Annotated in this window: 17 protein-coding genes and 1 pseudogene; 4 read left to right on the top strand and 14 right to left on the bottom strand. The window is 39.1% G+C overall.

Annotation, left to right across the window (positions count from 1 at the left end; translation table 11 throughout):
• Positions 1-17 precede the first annotated feature (17 nt).
• From M5F03_RS02775 to M5F03_RS02760, 4 genes are all read right to left on the bottom strand, one after another.
• Entirely contained in the window at positions 18-287 is a 270-nt protein-coding gene (locus M5F03_RS02775; RefSeq protein WP_249706452.1) for a hypothetical protein, read from the bottom strand.
• Positions 288-657: 370 nt separating this feature from the next.
• Entirely contained in the window at positions 658-1,353 is a 696-nt protein-coding gene (locus M5F03_RS02770) for a methionine ABC transporter permease (protein WP_078188742.1), read from the bottom strand.
• Entirely contained in the window at positions 1,350-2,375 is a 1,026-nt protein-coding gene (locus M5F03_RS02765) for a methionine ABC transporter ATP-binding protein (protein ID WP_180129424.1), read from the bottom strand. The genes M5F03_RS02770 and M5F03_RS02765 overlap by 4 nt, the downstream gene beginning before the upstream one ends.
• 74 nt (positions 2,376-2,449) lie before the next feature.
• Complete coding sequence (locus tag M5F03_RS02760; protein ID WP_249706449.1) at positions 2,450-3,322, bottom strand: MetQ/NlpA family ABC transporter substrate-binding protein; 873 nt, start codon at positions 3,320-3,322, stop codon at positions 2,450-2,452.
• A 656-nt stretch (positions 3,323-3,978) separates the two neighbouring features.
• On the opposite strand from M5F03_RS02760, the pseudogene M5F03_RS02755 reads away from it, so the two are divergent.
• A pseudogene (locus M5F03_RS02755) lies at positions 3,979-4,300 on the top strand (pyrimidine/purine nucleoside phosphorylase).
• A 239-nt stretch (positions 4,301-4,539) separates the two neighbouring features.
• Here the strand turns inward: M5F03_RS02755 and M5F03_RS02750 are convergent.
• The 10 genes from M5F03_RS02750 to M5F03_RS02705 form a co-directional block, all read right to left on the bottom strand.
• The gene (locus M5F03_RS02750; protein ID WP_249706413.1) at positions 4,540-5,097 is read right to left on the bottom strand and encodes a GNAT family N-acetyltransferase; all 558 of its coding nucleotides are present in this window, start codon (positions 5,095-5,097) and stop codon (positions 4,540-4,542) included.
• 17 nt (positions 5,098-5,114) lie between these two features.
• On the bottom strand, positions 5,115-5,618 hold the full coding sequence (locus tag M5F03_RS02745; RefSeq protein WP_249706411.1) for a hypothetical protein: 504 nt from the start codon (positions 5,616-5,618) through the stop codon (positions 5,115-5,117).
• Between the two features lie 82 nt (positions 5,619-5,700).
• On the bottom strand, positions 5,701-6,984 hold the full coding sequence (purD, locus tag M5F03_RS02740) for a phosphoribosylamine--glycine ligase (protein WP_249706410.1): 1,284 nt from the start codon (positions 6,982-6,984) through the stop codon (positions 5,701-5,703).
• Between the two features lie 130 nt (positions 6,985-7,114).
• Positions 7,115-8,689: a bifunctional phosphoribosylaminoimidazolecarboxamide formyltransferase/IMP cyclohydrolase gene (gene purH, locus M5F03_RS02735; RefSeq protein WP_168377619.1), complete on the bottom strand. Its 1,575-nt coding sequence runs from the start codon at positions 8,687-8,689 to the stop codon at positions 7,115-7,117.
• A gap of 95 nt (positions 8,690-8,784) precedes the next feature.
• Positions 8,785-9,054 carry a DNA-binding transcriptional regulator Fis gene (fis, locus tag M5F03_RS02730; RefSeq protein ID WP_001086304.1) on the bottom strand — a complete coding sequence of 90 codons (270 nt, stop codon included), beginning with the start codon at positions 9,052-9,054 and terminating at the stop codon, positions 8,785-8,787.
• Between the two features lie 392 nt (positions 9,055-9,446).
• Entirely contained in the window at positions 9,447-10,331 is an 885-nt protein-coding gene (locus M5F03_RS02725) for an MJ0042-type zinc finger domain-containing protein (protein WP_249706408.1), read from the bottom strand.
• 18 nt (positions 10,332-10,349) lie between these two features.
• Positions 10,350-11,252, bottom strand: coding sequence for a 50S ribosomal protein L11 methyltransferase (gene prmA / locus M5F03_RS02720; protein WP_078188734.1), 903 nt, complete (start codon positions 11,250-11,252; stop codon positions 10,350-10,352).
• A gap of 126 nt (positions 11,253-11,378) precedes the next feature.
• Positions 11,379-12,266, bottom strand: a complete 888-nt coding sequence (locus M5F03_RS02715) for a bile acid:sodium symporter family protein (protein WP_111883764.1) — start codon at positions 12,264-12,266, stop codon at positions 11,379-11,381.
• Between the two features lie 75 nt (positions 12,267-12,341).
• On the bottom strand, positions 12,342-13,220 hold the full coding sequence (locus M5F03_RS02710) for a bile acid:sodium symporter family protein (protein ID WP_078188732.1): 879 nt from the start codon (positions 13,218-13,220) through the stop codon (positions 12,342-12,344).
• A 147-nt stretch (positions 13,221-13,367) separates the two neighbouring features.
• Positions 13,368-13,718 carry a hypothetical protein gene (locus tag M5F03_RS02705; RefSeq protein WP_078188731.1) on the bottom strand — a complete coding sequence of 117 codons (351 nt, stop codon included), beginning with the start codon at positions 13,716-13,718 and terminating at the stop codon, positions 13,368-13,370.
• Between the two features lie 253 nt (positions 13,719-13,971).
• On the opposite strand from M5F03_RS02705, the gene mnmG reads away from it, so the two are divergent.
• The 3 genes from mnmG (at position 13,972) to M5F03_RS02690 (ending at position 17,842) form a co-directional block, all read left to right on the top strand.
• On the top strand, positions 13,972-15,852 hold the full coding sequence (gene mnmG, locus M5F03_RS02700; protein ID WP_180003879.1) for a tRNA uridine-5-carboxymethylaminomethyl(34) synthesis enzyme MnmG: 1,881 nt from the start codon (positions 13,972-13,974) through the stop codon (positions 15,850-15,852).
• 343 nt (positions 15,853-16,195) lie between these two features.
• On the top strand, positions 16,196-17,401 hold the full coding sequence (mhpT, locus tag M5F03_RS02695) for a 3-(3-hydroxy-phenyl)propionate transporter MhpT (protein WP_249706406.1): 1,206 nt from the start codon (positions 16,196-16,198) through the stop codon (positions 17,399-17,401).
• A gap of 114 nt (positions 17,402-17,515) precedes the next feature.
• Positions 17,516-17,842, top strand: coding sequence for a hypothetical protein (locus M5F03_RS02690; protein ID WP_249706804.1), 327 nt, complete (start codon positions 17,516-17,518; stop codon positions 17,840-17,842).
• Positions 17,843-17,888 lie beyond the last annotated feature (46 nt).

The raw sequence follows: 17,888 nt of genomic DNA, 5'->3' as shown, positions 1-17,888 counted from the left end.
CTTGTTAAGTTTTTTGATCAAATTTGAATTTTATCGCGTATTTGCGTGGAGTTATCCCATTCCATCCAAACAGCCCCTTTGGTTTGTCCAAGTTGGGTGAAGCTGTTTTTATTTTTATAGAATGAATCATTCTTAACTTGAGGATTGTCATCAGCATAAATTTCAAATTTTAGAAATTTACCTTTTGATGTGACATGAAATTCAGTATTACCGGTACATTCTGAATATTCATATTTTGGTCTCACTGGATTTTTGCTGATTAATGCATTTACTTTTGATGCAGGCAAGGGTGAGGCTAAGTCAACATCATTTACCTTAATACTAGTTACATAGTCATAATCAGCAATGGATGTAGATGCTGCTGAAGTGATGAATATCCCCGTCGTGAAAAAAATTTAAGCGGAAAATTTGTGCTGTCAGTGTAGTTTGCATGGGGAATATAAAATTCTATTCTTTTGATATTTTGTACTCATTCAAGTTTTTGTAAACGTAATATTGAAGGTTATATTTTAAATTTTATGGTGTTGCTAATTTGCCGTCAAAATAATTTAAAACTAAAAAAATTTTGGTTTAATTACGGCATTAAAAACTAAATTTTAGAATCTAAGAAACTAAAAAGCCCTCCGAGGAGAGCTTAAATATATGAATTATGCCGGCTTAGCGCAGTTTTGATAACCAGTCTCCCAGACTTTGAACAATTTGTACCAAAATCAACAATACAATGACGGTCATGATGACCACGCTACTATCAAAACGTTGATAACCATAAGAAATGGCAAGATCACCGATACCGCCTGCACCTACTGCACCCGCCATGGCTGTTGCACCAATTAAGCTAATGGTTGCAGTCGTTAAGTTTAAAATTAAAGAGCTACGAGACTCTGGTAGGACAAATTTAGTAATGATTTGCAGCGGAGATGCACCCATCGCTTGAGCAGACTCAATGATGCCGTCATTCACTTCAAGCAACGAAGTTTCAATCAAACGACCAATGTAAGGACCAACATAGATTGTGAGAGGAACAATTGCAGCCCAAGTACCAATTGAAGTACCCACAATGACTTTGGTCAAAGGGATGACCGCAATCAGGAGGATAATAAATGGCAATGAACGCAGCGCATTCACAATCGGGTTCAAACCATGGTAGATGACACGGTTAGGCAAAATGCCTTGTGGACGTGAGACATATAAAATCACGGCTTGGATAAAACCCCAAATACAGCCAAAGAGCATGGCAAAGAACACCATGTGAAAAGTTTCTTGTAGGGCAGTAACGAATTGATCCATGGACAAAGAACTTTTCCAAAAGGGTGCTGTAATTTGAGTCAGCCATTGAACAATTAAATCTCTCATTGCTGAACTCCTGCTTGAGTGACTTCAACGCCATGTTGTTCTAAGAACGCCACCGCTTGTTGAATCAATGCTGCATCACCTAATAGCTGAACGAACATTTGTCCAATCACCGCACCATTAATTTCAGTCATATTGGCAAACAAAATATTCAGGCTAATATCAAACTGTTTAATTACCGCTTGAATGACGGTTTCCTGTGCCGAACTGCCCAGAAATTTTAAACAATAAATACTGTTATGGTTTTGATTTTCTAGATTATTTAAAATATTAACAGGAAGCTGTTGCTGCAATACAGTTTGAATAAAGTTTTTGGTTGTATTGTGTTTTGGCTGACTAAAAATCTCTAAGGTTGAGCCGTGTTCGATGATTTTCCCTTGTTCCATCACCGCAACATAATCACAAACAGATTCAATCACATCCATTTCATGGGTGACCATCACAATAGTAATGCCTTGTTCTTGATTGATTTTCTTTAATAACGCTAATACCGACTTAGTGGTTTGCGGATCGAGAGCAGATGTTGCTTCATCACACAGTAAAATTTTAGGATGATTGGCAAGCGCACGGGCAATCCCGACACGTTGTTTTTGGCCACCAGAGAGCTCATCTGGATAGGCATTTTTCTTATGTTTTAGGTCAATAAATTCGAGCAACTCTTCTAAACGTTTTTGGCGTTCAGCTTTAGACACACCTAAAAGTTTAAGCGGCATTTCAATATTTTCTGCAACTGTTTTGGTTTGCAGTAAATTGAAGTGCTGGAAGATCATGCCAATATTGGTTCTTTCTTGACGAAGTTCTGCCGAATTTAAAGCAGTAAAGTCTTTATCATGAATAATAATTTGCCCTTCACTTGGACGTTCTAGCAAATTAATTAAACGGATTAAAGTACTTTTGCCTGCACCACTGTAGCCAATTAGACCGAAAATACAGCCATCTGGAATGTCCAGATTAATCTGATCCAGTGCTGTAACGGTTTGGCCTTTTAGCTCAAAATGCTTGGAGATATTTTTAAATTGGATCATAGCGTCAAAAAAGGTTCAGAAATGAAAAAACAGGCAAAGTAAACTTTGCCTGTTTATTTGAAGAAATTATATTACTATTTTGCTTCAGTGAGGTAGCTAGTTGGTTTGTTTACATCAATTTTAGTACCACCAAAATGTTCATCGATGTAAGTTTTAACTGCTGGAGTGTGATAAAGCGCGCCTACTTTTTGTAGAACTGGGTCATTTTGACGGTCAGCAGCAACAGCAAGAATGTTTACGTTCATTTTTGTACTTTGATCGATTGGCTCATAGTAAACCGCATCTTTCAGTACGTTTAAACCACCTTCCATTGCAAGGGTATTACCCAAAACAATCGCATCAACTTCGTCTTTAACACGAACCGCTGTCGCCATTTGAATTGGTTTGATTACGATTTTTTTCGCATTTTCAGTTATGTCAGCAGGTGTGCCTTTTACATCGTCAAAATCAGCTTTAAGTTTGATTAAGCCAGCAGATTGAAGTAGCAACAATGCACGTGATTCGTTTGCGCCATCATTTGGAATCGCAATTGTTGCACCAGTTTTGAACTCTTCAAGTTTTTTGACTTTGCTTGAATAGATACCCATTGGCTCTAAATAAGTAGTCGAAAGCGGTGCGATTTTATCTTTATTGTTTTCATTAAACGCAACCATATAGGCATATGACTGGAATGCATTAACATCAATTTCTTTGTTCGCTACAGCAGTGTTCATAGACACATAGTCAGTAAAGTTTTTCACTTCTAGTTTAATGCCAGCTTCTTTGGTTTCAGGAAGCGTAGCAATATAGCGCCAAATATCAGCATCTGAACCAGTCGAAGCCATGATAACAGTTTGCACTTCTGCAGTGTCTTTTTGTTGTGCGGCGTCAGTTGCAGGAGCTTCTTGTTTACCACAGCCTGAAAGGCCTACAGATAAACCGAGAACTAATCCTAGGAGCTTTTTCATATATTCACCCGAGTAAATTTATAAAATTAATAAATTCACAAATCATATTATGGAGAGATTTACTTAAGTCTTTTATCAGACAGGCTGATAGATGCTTAATAATTTAAAATGCTACACAGACTTATACAATTAGATCTGAGTCTATTTCCAAATGGGAAAAGATAGCCATTGCAAGCTGCTGTAAACAAAAGATTTAATAAAGCAAATCTCTATATTTCGCTAGGCATCATATCAATTTTTTATTATTCAATATAGTGATTTAAAAAGTTATGCTTAGCACCAAAAATGTATATGGAATATGTTTAATTAAATAATTTAATAAGTAAAAACAATATATTATTTATACTCAAACTATTTAAGTACATCATTTAAATAAGTTTAGGTCTATATAACAAATTTTAAAATATATTGCTGAAAAAATGATAAAAATGAAATAAGTCTTGTCATACACAAAATTTGTAACATTCATATGTGAAAATAACGAAGTGCTTCAATCTAATCTACATCGAAATCTTTATTGATATATTTGAAGTTCAACTCTGATTCATGGTTTTTCAAAATCTTAGATCTAAATCTGAGGAAGATTGAATCCGCTACAGCGTTTAAGATAAACTGCTTAATAATTGATCATAATAAATTGCTATGTGCGGCACGCTATGTTAAATCAGTTTGATTTCGTCTCATTTGTAAAAAAAGCCTACGGTTCATTATGGCGGTAGATCGGTGAGCCATGTTTTAAAAATGGAAGATGGTAGTCAAAAAACCTTCGGTGTATTTTTGCCATCAGAGCAACCCATGACGTTTGAGGCGCATGTGAAAGAACGTGTTGAAATCACATCGGGGCAGTGTGTTGTGCAAATTGGGGAGCAGGGAGAGTTTGTAGAATATATGTCTGGCGAAAGCTTTATTGTTCCTCAAGATTCAATTTTAAAAGTGCAATATACCGATGTTGTCGATTATGTATGCCATTTTGATTAAGCATGCTTAGACAGGTTTGCAGTTGCTTCAGCTTACACCTCAAGATGTTTTAATTGCTAGTGATCGATATTGATATTTTTTCTTAACCCCGCACTTAGCGGGGGGTATATGATTCAATGAATGATTTAGCTTTCTTATGCGAAATGCTGCAGTAACTAAAATTAAGCTTTTTAACATCATCTATAGCCACTGTTTGGCAGAGTTAATGTACTTTAGTTTTGCCGTGAATAATTATTGAATTAGCAAAATGGAATGTGCAAGTAATCACTACGCTGTATTTCATAAAGCACGTGACGGTTTAGTGGGTGTGCAGCTGGTACACGTGGATGATTAAATTCACGGACTTTTTGCATACCAATTTTTTGCATAACATGTTCGGATGGTTTATTTAGACACGCTGTAAATGAAATGACTTTCTCAAGTCTTAGATTTCGAAAAGCATGTTTGAGAACTGCTTTCGCACCTTCGGTGGCATAGCCTTGATGCCAATATTGCGGCAGTAAGCGCCAACCAAGTTCAGGGGCATCAGCTATTTCGAACTCGGGTGGATGTACGTGTAAGCCGATAAAGCCAATAAATTCGCCTGTGGCTTTAAGCTCGACTGCATATAAACCCCAACCGCGTGTTTCGATTGCATCTTTTAAGCGTTTCATGAATACGGTGGCTTCATTAGCATAAAGTTTGTTAGGGAAATAGCGCATGACGTTGTCATTTGCACACATTTGGATAAATGGGGCAGTGTCGGAGTCTTGCCATTGGCGGAGGATAAGGCGAGGGGTTCTAATAGTCTGTGTCATAAAATAATGTTTCAGTATTAATTGCTTATATCATTTTGCTGGATAATATTTGACGCTGAAATAACCCACCTGTTGAGGAAGGTACAAAGTTCTAAATATATGCGCTGAATTGACTCGTCATTGGTTTTACATTGGATTAAATCATCATAAATAATGATATGGGAGTATAAAGAGCCTTCTTGTATGTAATTACCTACTTCATGGAGATATTCTGAAAGAAAAATTAAATTGTGAAGATGGTATTCGTATTGATGATCAAAAGTTATAGGCAACTTCTTTTGGATATATTCTTCTAAAATGGAAAAAGCGATATTTTCTGTATTGATATTTAATAATTGGGGATTAAGTTCAATAAAATATTTCTCAATTTTATCTGCTGATTCCATAAAGCAGAAATTAAGTGCAAACTCGTTATGGATGTCTTTTGAGATCGTAGCTTCAGTCCAATCTTGAATGTCTTTTGCTGTACAAAGTTCCACAATCAATTTGAGTTTTAGAGGAAATTTTTCCTCATCATTCATATTTTTTTATTTAAATAATAACAATTGATTTCATTTTGGCATAAAAAACCCACCTAAGTGGGTTTTTGGAACTTAATTTAAATTAAGCATTTTCACGAGCAATTGCACGGTAACCAATATCTTTACGGTATTGAACGCCGTCAAACGTTACTTTTTGGCAAAGCTCTAAAGCTTTCGCTTGCGCTTCGCCAATGGTATTGCCTAGAGCAGTAACGCAAAGAACACGACCGCCTGCAGTCACAATATCACCATTTTCAAGTGCTTTAGTGCCTGCATGGAAAACTTTAGCATCAGCCATTTCTGTGTCTAAGCCAGAAATCACGTCACCATTGCTAGAAGTTTCAGGGTAGCCCTTAGACGCAAGTACGATACCTACAGTCTTGCGCTCATCCCATTCAGCTTCCGCAGGTAAGTTACCTGTAATACCCGCTTCAACCAAATCAACTAAAGATGATTTTAAACGCATCATGATTGGTTGAGTTTCAGGGTCGCCAAAACGACAGTTGAACTCGATCACTTTAGGCTGACCTTGTTCATCAATCATCAAACCTGCGTATAAGAAACCTGTATAAACATGACCGTCTTTTTTCATACCTTCAACGGTAGGACGCATCACTTCATTCATGGTTTTTTCAAATACGTCAGCCGTCACCACAGGAGCAGGAGAGTAAGCACCCATACCGCCCGTATTTGGACCTTGGTCGCCTTCAAAGATACGTTTGTGATCTTGAGAAGTCGCCATCGGCAAGATGTTGTCGCCATCAATCATACAAATGAAAGACGCTTCTTCACCCGCAAGGAATTCTTCGATCACTACACGTGAGCCAGCATCACCAAATTTGTTGCCTGCAAGCATGTCATCAATCGCATCAAATGCTTCTTGATTGGTCATGGCAACGATCACGCCTTTACCCGCAGCAAGGCCGTCAGCCTTGATTACAATCGGCGCGCCATTTTTTTCAACAAATGCTTTTGCTGCATCTACTTCTGTAAATACATCATAGAAAGCAGTTGGAATGTTGTGGCGTTTTAAGAAGTGCTTCGCAAATGCTTTAGAGCCTTCAAGCTGTGCAGCAAATTGAGTTGGGCCCCAAATTTTTACACCCGCTTCACGGCAAGCATCCACCACACCATTTACTAGTGGTGCTTCAGGGCCAACCACGATCAAATCAACTGCATTATTTTTTGCAAAGTCGATAATCGCAGCATTGTCTAAAATATTTAGTGCAACATTTTCGCATTTATTTTCAGTTGCAGAACCCGCATTACCCGGTGCTACAAATACTTTTGCGACTTTGTCATCTTGTGCGATTTTCCATGCTAATGCATGTTCACGACCGCCATTACCCAAAACTAAAATATTCATCGGTTCATACTCCATGAATCGAAAATGACATAAAGTCCTCAGCCTAAAAATAGGAGAGGACTTTATGCAAGATTAGAAATCTGTTTTAAACCACATGTATGACTTTGTCATTACATTCTAAGCGCTGTGCTTAGTGACGGAAGTGACGCATGCCAGTGAAGACCATTGCAATACCAGCTTCATCAGCAGCAGCAATTGTTTCTTCATCACGCATAGAACCACCCGGTTGGATAATGCATTTGATACCTGCTTTCGCAGCGTTATCAATACCATCACGGAATGGGAAGAATGCATCAGATGCCATTACAGCACCTTCAACAACTAAACCAGCATGTTCAGCTTTGATTGCAGCAATACGAGCAGAGTTCACACGGCTCATTTGACCTGCGCCCACACCAATCGTTTGACGGTTTTTAGCATAAACAATTGCGTTTGATTTAACGTATTTCGCAACTTTCCAAGCAAAGATCATGTCATCGATTTCTTGTTCAGTTGGTGCACGTTTAGTCACAACTTTAAGGTCATCTTTAGTGATCATGCCTAAGTCTTGGTCTTGAACCAATAGACCGCCATTTACACGTTTGTAGTCAAGCTGTGCTTTCCGTTCAGTGATCGCAGGAAGCTCGCCGCATACAAGTACACGTACGTTTTTCTTCGCGCCAGTCACTTCAAGCACGCCTTCAGCAACGCTAGGAGCAATGATCACTTCAACGAATTGACGGTCAACAATGGCTTGAGCAGTTGCAACGTCTAATTCACGGTTGAATGCAATGATGCCACCGAATGCAGATTCAGGGTCAGTTGCGTATGCAAGGTCATAAGCAGCTTGAATGCCGTCAAGTGAAACTGCAACGCCACATGGGTTTGCGTGCTTAACGATTACACAAGCAGGTTTAGCGAATGATTTCACACATTCAAGTGCAGCGTCAGTGTCTGCGATATTGTTATAAGATAATTCTTTACCTTGAAGTTGTTTCGCAGTAGAAACAGATGCTTCAGTTGCTGTGTCTTCTACATAGAAAGCAGCAGATTGATGCGGGTTTTCACCGTAACGTAAGTCTTGAACTTTATTTAATTGTGTATTGAAAGTACGCGCAAATTTATCTGCTTGACCTTCTTCCTTACCTACGCGAGCGCCTAAGTAAGATGCAATCATGCCGTCATACTGTGCAGTATGTTCAAATGCTTTAACCGCAAGGTCAAAACGAGTTGCATGTGATAATGCGCCTTCAGCTTTTAACTCTTCAACAACAGTTCCATAGTCAGATGCATTTACTACGATACCTACAGATGCATGGTTTTTCGCAGCAGCACGAACCATAGTCGGACCACCGATGTCGATATTTTCAATCGCATCAGCAAGTGAGCAGTTCGGTTTAGCCACAGTTGCAGCAAACGGATAAAGGTTAACAACTACAAGATCGATTGCATCGATGTTGTGTTCAGCCATCACAGCTTCGTCTAGACCGCGACGAGCTAAGATACCACCATGAATTTTCGGATGTAGCGTTTTTACACGGCCGTCCATCATCTCTGGGAAACCTGTGTGCTCTGAAACTTCAACTACGGCAACATTATTGTCTTTCAACAATTTGTATGTTCCGCCAGTAGATAAAATTTCTACCCCTAGAGCAGCAAGTTCTTGTGCAAATTCAACAATTCCAGTCTTGTCAGACACAGAGATTAAAGCGCGTTTAATAGTCATGATCTTCGTCACAGTTTTCAAGGAACAGATTAAAACAAAATTAGCAAAATGCAGGTTAAAAAAAATGCCTGCGGAAGCCGCAAGCATTTTATCATTTATTCACTCATTAAACCGTGAGCTTTCAACTTTTTACGTAAAGTACCACGGTTTAAGCCGAGAATCTCAGCAGCGCGGGTTTGATTACCACGTGTATATTCAAGAACTACAGATAGAAGAGGCTTCTCCATTTCCGCCAGCACCATATCGTATACCTGAGATGGTTGCTCGCCTTGCAATTGTGCAAAGTAATGGCGAACTGCGCGATCTACGTGAATACGAAGAGCGACATCAGATTGTGCAGTAAAAATAGGAGATTTGCTATTCATGCGAATTAATCCGAAAAATCAAATATCACTTGGGTAAAGTGATTTGTTAAAAGTGGTCTATAAACTTGAATGAACTCCGTTTTAGTTCCTAATGCGGAGTTCTAAAACTTGTACATTACTTGTAGCTTGACACAACTCGCAAAATTGTTCGAAAAATAAGCGTAACAATAGATTAATAATTGTTACAGCCTAAAAAACAAACAAAAAATCTACTCAATACGCAATAAATATTAAAGCGCACGGTTGGGATTGTATTTGTTGTGAAAAATTAGCGAGGAGTTTGCAGCACAAAGCTTTCGTGGCGCGTATCATACCATTGTCTAGGAAAAAGTGAGCAAGAAAACTGCATTTTTTTTATGTTTTTTTAAATTTTTTAATAGTTTTTTCCAATATTAGGGGCGAATCAACTCAATTGAATAATTATCGAAGCTTTTGCGTGCAATTGGTAGACTAAATTGGAATTTAAAAGGACTACTTTTTGGGATCCGTTGGATGCCATGCAGACTTTTGTCCAAATACTCTTCAGGTAAAAGCGTATAGTTTGCTATTTCAGTACCATTTTCTTTTAGTGAAATTTTCATATTGGGTAAGGCAAGGCTACGGTCATGAAAATTGATCATTTCACCTGTAAAACGTGTTTCATTATTTCCAATGCTACGAATTTTGACTTTTTTGGTACTAATTAAACTGTAATGTTCCTCTAGACGTGAACAATTGAATACATCACAGACCGCAGTAAATGCAGCACCCATCACTGGACTATTTTTTAAATATTGAGGATTGAACCAGAAAAACTGGAATATAAGTGCACCAAATAAGAAAGCATTAATACAGAACCACATAAAATAATTCAGTGGTGTACGTTTTTTATCTTTTTCAGCCTGTTCTGCCCAATTTACAGCAGGCAGGTTGCCGATCGGTTCGGTGCTGAAATAATTTAAGTTATTTAAATAAGTTTTTAGATCGATATTAGAGTTTTCGACTTTTTGATCAAATAGTTTTAATAAATGGTGGGTTGGTGTTTCTTCAACAGTCACTGGTGTAAGCGTATTATTAAATTCGCTGACATTAATAATAGTATTGGAGTTTTTTTGCGATGCATTTTCTTGCTCAGGGGTAGAAAAAGACAACGCTTTATCTACCACCAAATGAGACAGTGCATTAAAAGATGTAGAGCACTTTGGGCAACAAACCATGCCCTGAGCGACAGTAAGCTGCGGAACAGTTACTTTATATGTTGTAAAACAAGTTGGGCAGTTAGTTAATTTGTCGCTCATAAGTACACATTTTAAATTTTAATACTGTTGGCGTTTACCCGAAATTCGGCACCATGTTTCGTCACGTTTTTCTACGTCTAATATATCAAAAAATTCAGAATAAACACTAGAAACATCAGAAACTTGCTCTTCAATTACACCTGCAAGTGCGAACTCGCCCTCAGATTTAATTAAAGTTGAGAATTCTGCAGCCAAGGCCATTAGAGGGCCTGCAAGAATATTAGCAACAAACACATCGGCTTTTTGTCCAGCGAGTTCTTGGTTGAACTCTTCAGGTAGGCCTACATACAAATTTTCCAGTACACCATTTAATTCGGCATTTTGTTGTGTTGCTAAAACGGCTTGTGGGTCAATATCAGTGGCATAAACTTTTTTTGCACCCAAAAGTAAAGCGGCAACACCTAAAATACCAGAACCACAACCGTAGTCGATGACGATTTTATCCTTAAGATCAACTTTACCTAACCATTGTAGGCATAGGAATGTAGATGCATGGTTACCAGTACCAAAAGCAAGACCTGGGTCTAGTTTGATGTTAACGGCATCTGCTTCTGGCGCTTCCATCCATTCTGGGACGATCCAATATTTCTCACCAATTTGAATAGGCTCATAAGCATCCATCCATGTGCGTTCCCATTCTTGGTCTTCAATGAATTCGCTACGCATTGGTGCTTCAGGAAGTTGAGCTTTAATAAATGTTTCTAATGCAGCAACATCAATTTCTTCATCATCTTCTTGTGCATAGATACCAGTAACGATCACTTTATTCCAAAGTGGTGTTTCACCTGGAAGTGGTTCAAGTAAATCCTGATTTTCTGCATCATCTAGCGTGACACTGACTGCACCTAAAGAACTGAGCAGCGTTTCAGTGTAATCAACTTGAGCTTTTTCAACAGTAATATGAATTTGTAACCACTTCACGGACATAACCTAAATGAGTTTTATAAAAAGCTATTGTAACGGAACTCGGCAACTTGCAGCTAGCGATTATCAAAATTGACAAAAAATAAAAGGATGCAAGTGGCATCCTTTTAAGTTTTTAGCGCCTTAACTTTTAATTGTTTCTGTTGTAGTTGTCGAGAGCGGTGCAAAACGTGTAATCAGAAAGCCAAATACAGCGGCAAAGATGTACATAAAGATTGAATAAACCGCCGCAGGCATTGCGACGGCTGAGCTTGCCATCACTGTTAAGGCGATGGTCATGGCTAGCGTGCTGTTATGAATACCGATTTCAAATGCACATGCACGTGCCTGAGCACTATTGATGCCAAATAGTCTCGGAACAAAATAACCGATACATAAGCTGAAGATGCAGAATAGAACCGTTGCTAAGCCAACTTGGGTTAGATAAGCCGCAATATTATGTCGTTCAGAGTAAATAGCACCGATAATAATTAAGATGAGAAAGACCACAGCAAAGATGCGGAGTGGTTTATGCAGTTTCTCAGTCAGTTTAGGCGCATAGTGACGAAGCAGCATGCCTATACAGACGGGGATGATAATAATGCCGAAAACTTGGAGGATTTTTCCGAATTGCAGGCTAATCTGTTGGCCTTCTTGCATGAAGTGCATGATCGAAAAATTCACGATCAATGGAAGGGTTAATGCTGCAATGACAGAGTTGATGGCGGTCAGGGTAATATTTAAAGCCAAGTCACCTTTAAATAGATAGCTAAATAAGTTCGCTGTACTACCACCAGGTGAGGCTGCGAGTAGCATCAGTCCGACTGCAAGCAGTGGTGGCAAGGCCAGCAGTTTACATAATAAAAAGGCAACACCGACAAGTAACACGAGTTGGCAGAATAAAGCGATTAACACGGCTTTAGGATGTTTGGTGACACGTGCGAAATCTTTGGGGGTAAGTTCTAGCCCAAGCCCGATCATAATAAAGGCCAGTGCTAATGGCAAAAGAACCGTAATAATTCCAGAATCCATCGTACTTATTCTCCTTGAGCATATTTAATGGTGTTTCACCAAAGTCCTTATGGTGATTGCGTTAGAAAAAATAGTTTAGGTTTTCACTTGTTGAATCAAGTGACTGCCACGGCGCGTCAAAATAAAACCAAATAAGGTCGCCAATAAATACATAAAAATAGAATAAACACCGGCAGGTATCGCCACTGTGGTGTTTTCAAGCACACTCAGTGCGATGGTTAGGGCGATACTGGTGTTATGAATGCCAATCTCAAAGGTACACGCACGTGCCTGCTTTTCCGGCACACCCGCGAGGAATGGAATTAAGTAACCCAAAAATAAGCCACTGAAACAGAGTAAACAGGTCGCAATGCCGACGCTGGCAAAATACGTAATGATGTTGGATTGTTCACGCAAAACTGCGAGTGTAAAGATAAGAATTAATAAGAAAATAGACAACATTCGCATCGGTTTGTTGATGTGATACGCAATGGTCGGAAAGGAGTTGCGAATAAACATACCGAAACATACCGGTATCAAAATAATCAAAAATACATGGGTGATCTTATCGATAGGCATGCCAATACTGGTACTTTCACCAACAAAATGCAAAATAGAAAGGTTGACAATAAAAGGCAGTGTAAAGCACGAAACAACTGAGTTAATGGCCGTTAAGCTAATATTTAATGCAACATCACCTTTATATAGGTAGCTAAAAAGGTTAGCAGTGGGGCCGCCGGGTGAAGCCGCAAGCAACATGAGCCCGACCGCGAGTAAAGGGGGTAACTCAAGCAACTTACACAGGAAAAACGCAATGCTGGTCAGTAGAATAAGCTGAGTAAATAAAGCGATGAAAATAACTTTTGGATAGCGTCCAACGCGTAAAAAGTCTTTGACTGAAAGTTCAAGTCCCAAACCCATCATCATAATGGCTAAAGCAATGGGTAGAAAAAATGCAAATAATCCCGAATCCATGGAATTTCCTGATATTTTTATCCTTATAGTGTTTTTGAGTTTATCTCAGTTTAATAAATAAGCAATAAATAAAAGCGAGTAAAAACTGATGTTTTACCCGCTTTATTTTTGATCTGTTAATTGGTCGATATTTTCATCGACAACTGTTTATTTAGGACGAGGAGGAGTGAACCCTAAAGCACATTTTCCTTTTATTTCTTGTCCATTAATCGTTGCAGTAGTGGCTTTTGCATCTGCACTACATGTGCTTAATAATTCGGCTTCTTCACCATGAAGATTTGCATTTTTGGAAGAGCTAAAAAATTGTGGTTCGCAGGTACCATTCCAGATAATACCGCGATAGGCAAATGATACTTGAGCGCCTTGGCTTTTACCTTTACAGACTTGTTGATATCGCTGTGCATCATACACTTTCTCAACTTTATCATTGGCTGAGGCAGCAAGTGGTGATAAACATAAACCGCATAAAACCGTGGATAGCAAAATATTCTTATTCATGCTTATAGTCCTTATGATTCTCATGGGATCTATAACAGAATAAAAAATCATCAGAATAAAACAACAATGTTCGAGTAACATTTGCTTGAGAAATGTATATTTTTATATGGAATATGCAAAGTATGTATGTTCATAAAGAAATATATAGGCATAAAACAGTAGTCAATAACAATAAAATCGAGTTAATCAGTCAACTTATCGGTGAATTTTTGCTATAATCTTCCGTCATCCTTTTTTAATCTCCTTTACCACTATGCATTATCCTAAAGTTTACGATGTCATTGTTATCGGCGGCGGTCACGCGGGTACTGAGGCAGCTCTTGCTGCGGCACGTATGGGTCGACAGACTTTACTCTTAACTCATAATATTGAGACTTTAGGGCAGATGAGCTGTAATCCAGCCATCGGTGGTATTGGTAAATCACATTTAGTACGCGAAATTGATGCGCTTGGCGGTGCAATGGCATTGGCTGCTGACAAAGGTGGTATTCAATTCCGTATTTTAAACTCACGTAAAGGTGCGGCTGTTCGTGCGACTCGCGCACAGGCTGACCGTATTCGTTATAAAGCTGCGATTCGTGAAACCTTAGAAAATCAAGCGAACTTGGATATTTTCCAACAAGCAGCTGATGACCTTATTGTTGAAGGCGATACCGTTAAAGGTGTAGTCACCCAAATGGGTATTCGCTTTGATGCGAAAACTGTTGTATTGACTACAGGTACATTCCTAGGTGGTGTGATCCACGTAGGTCTAAATAATGCTTCAGGCGGTCGTGCGGGCGATCCTCCTTCAATTTCATTGGCTGCGCGCCTTCGTGAATTGAACTTACCTGTAGGTCGTTTAAAAACTGGTACACCACCACGTATCGATGCGCGATCAGTTGATTTCTCTGTAATGACGCCACAGCCGGGTGATTTCCCATCTCCGACTATGTCGTTCATGGGTGATGCGTCGATGCATCCTGAGCAAATCAATTGCTATATCACACATACCAATGAGAAAACTCACGATATCATTCGTGGTGGCTTAGACCGTTCACCAATGTATACCGGTGTGATTGAAGGTGTGGGTCCACGTTACTGCCCATCGATTGAAGATAAGATTCATAAATTTGCTGATAAAGATTCGCATCAAGTGTTCTTGGAACCTGAAGGTTTGGATACACATGAGCTTTATCCAAATGGTATTTCAACTTCTTTACCATTCGATGTTCAGTTTGAATTGGTTCGCTCGATTCGTGGTATGGAAAATGCGCACATTTTGCGTCCAGGTTATGCGATTGAGTACGACTATTTCAACCCACAATCATTGAAATTCTCTTTAGAAACCAAATCGATTAATAATCTGTATTTTGCAGGTCAAATTAATGGTACAACAGGTTATGAAGAAGCGGGTGCGCAAGGTTTGCTTGCAGGCTTAAACGCAGCACGTCGTGCATGGGATCAAGAGCAATGGACACCAAAACGTGATGAAGCGTACATGGGCGTGTTGGTTGATGACTTGATTACTCTCGGTACTAAAGAACCGTACCGTATGTTCACGTCACGTGCGGAATACCGTTTGATGCTTCGTGAAGACAATGCGGATCAGCGTTTAACTGCCATTGGCCGTGAAATGGGTCTGGTGGATGACGCACGTTGGGATTCTTTCTGTCAAAAAATGGAAGCTGTTGAAACTGAAAAAGGTCGTTTACAACACCTTTGGGCAGCGCCAAACAATCCACTAGGCAAAAAATTCGTTGAAATGACTGGCGATGACCTGTCAAAAGAAACCAATGCAATTGATTTGCTCAAGCGTCCAAATATCAACTTTGCGCAAATTGCTGAATTGACGGGTTCTGAAGTTTCAGCATTTGTGGGTGAGCAAATTGAAATTGCTGTGAAATATGCAGGTTATATTAACCGTCAGCAAGAAGACGTTGCGCAAATGAAGCGTTTGGAAGATACGCGTATTCCAGCTGATTTTGATTATGATGTCGTTTCTGGTCTTTCACGTGAAATCACCATGAAGCTGAAAAATGTATTGCCTGAAACATTGGCACAAGCAAGTCGTATTCCGGGTGTTACACCTGCGGCTGTTCAATTGGTGATGATTACCATCCGTAAGAATAACCAAGCGAAAAAATCTGCATAAGGTTTTGAGTTAAATAAAAAACCCGCTCAGTTGCGGGTTTTTTATTGCCAATAAATTATTGGCTGTTGGTATTTGATCGGATTAAATGAATATTTTGATCATCATTAGTTTTAGCTATGGTTTGATTATTAAAATCTTTCATAAACCTAAGTGATTGATAATCAATTATAAATACAAAAAATAAGATCTAAAAACTATTGATATACAAAGTTTTAAGTCTTAATGGTGGGCTTTTGGTCGTGTGAATTCCGACCTTTGTAGTGGTATTTATTCTACCCAATAAAGCCGAAACTTCAGGGCATGGCGTACAAGTGGGTTTACGCTACATGAATGGAGTTCGATTATGGCAAATCAACAATCGGGAAAAATGCAAAAATTTCTAACAGTATTTTTGTGTTTCTGGGTGGCATTTTTTGAAGGTTTTGACCTACAAGCACCCGGTATCGCAGCAAAAGGAATCGCAGCGACATTTTCCTTAGATCAAGTGCAAATGGGCTATGTGTTTAGCTTAGGTGTGTTTGGTATGTTATTTGGCGCGTTCTTTGGGGGGCGTGTCGCTGACTATTTGGGACAGAAGAAAGTCCTGATGCTGTCGATTTTTATCTTCGGTGTATTTATGTCTATCACGGCAGTTGCACCAAGTATTGAAATTTTATATATCGCACGATTCTTTACAGGTTTAGGTTTGGGTGCTGCGATGCCAACGATGATCTCGGTGGTGGGTGATGAAGCGACGGATGCTAACCGTGGGCGCTTAAATAGTTTGATGTACTGTGGCTTACCCGTAGGTGCAATCTTTGTTGCTGGCTTGGGTATTGTCTTTAAAGATATCTCATGGCATACACTATTTTTAATTGGTGGTTTAACGCCTTTAATCTTGATTCCATTCATGGCGATTATCTTAAAAGATAAGCGTACAGAAAAAGTTCAGGCAGAAACCAAGGAAACGGTTCCACCGATGGGACAAATCCTTTTTGCTGAACAGCGTTATAAGTATACATTGCCGCTTTGGTTGAGTTTCTTCTTTACCTTAATGGTAAACTATATTCTGATCAGTTGGTTGCCTAACTTGCTTATGGGGCAAGGGCTGGAAAAGCAACAAGCTTTCATGATCATGTTGATGTTCCAAGTGGGCGCAGTGATTGGTACGCTGGGTTTAGGCTACTTACTTGATCGCCTAAAATTATGGCAAATGGCAGTGATTATTTATTCAGGTTTGTTTGTAGCATTGTTTGTACTGTTCACAACAAATTCAATTCCTGTACTTATCGCAGCAGGCATCATGGGCGGGATTTTCTCTACAGGTGGTCAATCGATTTTGTATGGGATCTCTCCAATTTTCTATACACCAGCTGGGAAAGTGACAGGTGTGGGAAGTGCAATTTCATGGGGACGTTTGGGTGCAATGACAGGTCCATTACTTACAGGCAAGATTTTGGCGCTAGGTCTAGGAACGACAGGTATTTTAATTGCAAGTGCGCCGGGTATTGCTTTGTCGGCTATCGCGGTGGCTGCATTATCTGCCTATAAGTCATCCCTTAAGAAATAATCGAAATCAGTCAAATTTAAAGGAGCTACGGCTCCTTTTTTATTGAATAAATATCTTTAGCTGAAACTAAGTTTTGTTAGAATAAATCTAATATTTATGAATAAATTTACTTCTATGTCTTATCAATTGATCGAACTTGATATTTCTCCTTCAGATAACATTCAGTGTCCACATTGCCAGCAGCAAGTGATTGATTGGTCAGAAGAGCAGTATGTGCAGCCATGTGAGCATGTGCTGTTTATTGCAATGGATATTGGTTTTGAGTTTATTACCGATGAATTTGAGCAAACCATGCAGCATACAGTCGATGACTTGCATGCTAATGATGATCAATATCATATGTTTACTGAAATTACCGCCTCGAGCTTCCCTGAGTTTCTCATTTATAAGTCTGATTTAGGGGTGGAAGGTTATTCACGTTATGTCGGCCTTACGGCATAAAATATTGCTAAAAAATCTCTAAATAAAAAAAGCCAGTCAAGTGACT

This window comes from Acinetobacter amyesii, assembly GCF_023499985.1.
GTDB lineage: Bacteria > Pseudomonadota > Gammaproteobacteria > Pseudomonadales > Moraxellaceae > Acinetobacter > Acinetobacter amyesii.
Note: the sequence above shows the minus strand (reverse complement) of the source record. Positions and strands in the feature narration are given on the sequence as shown.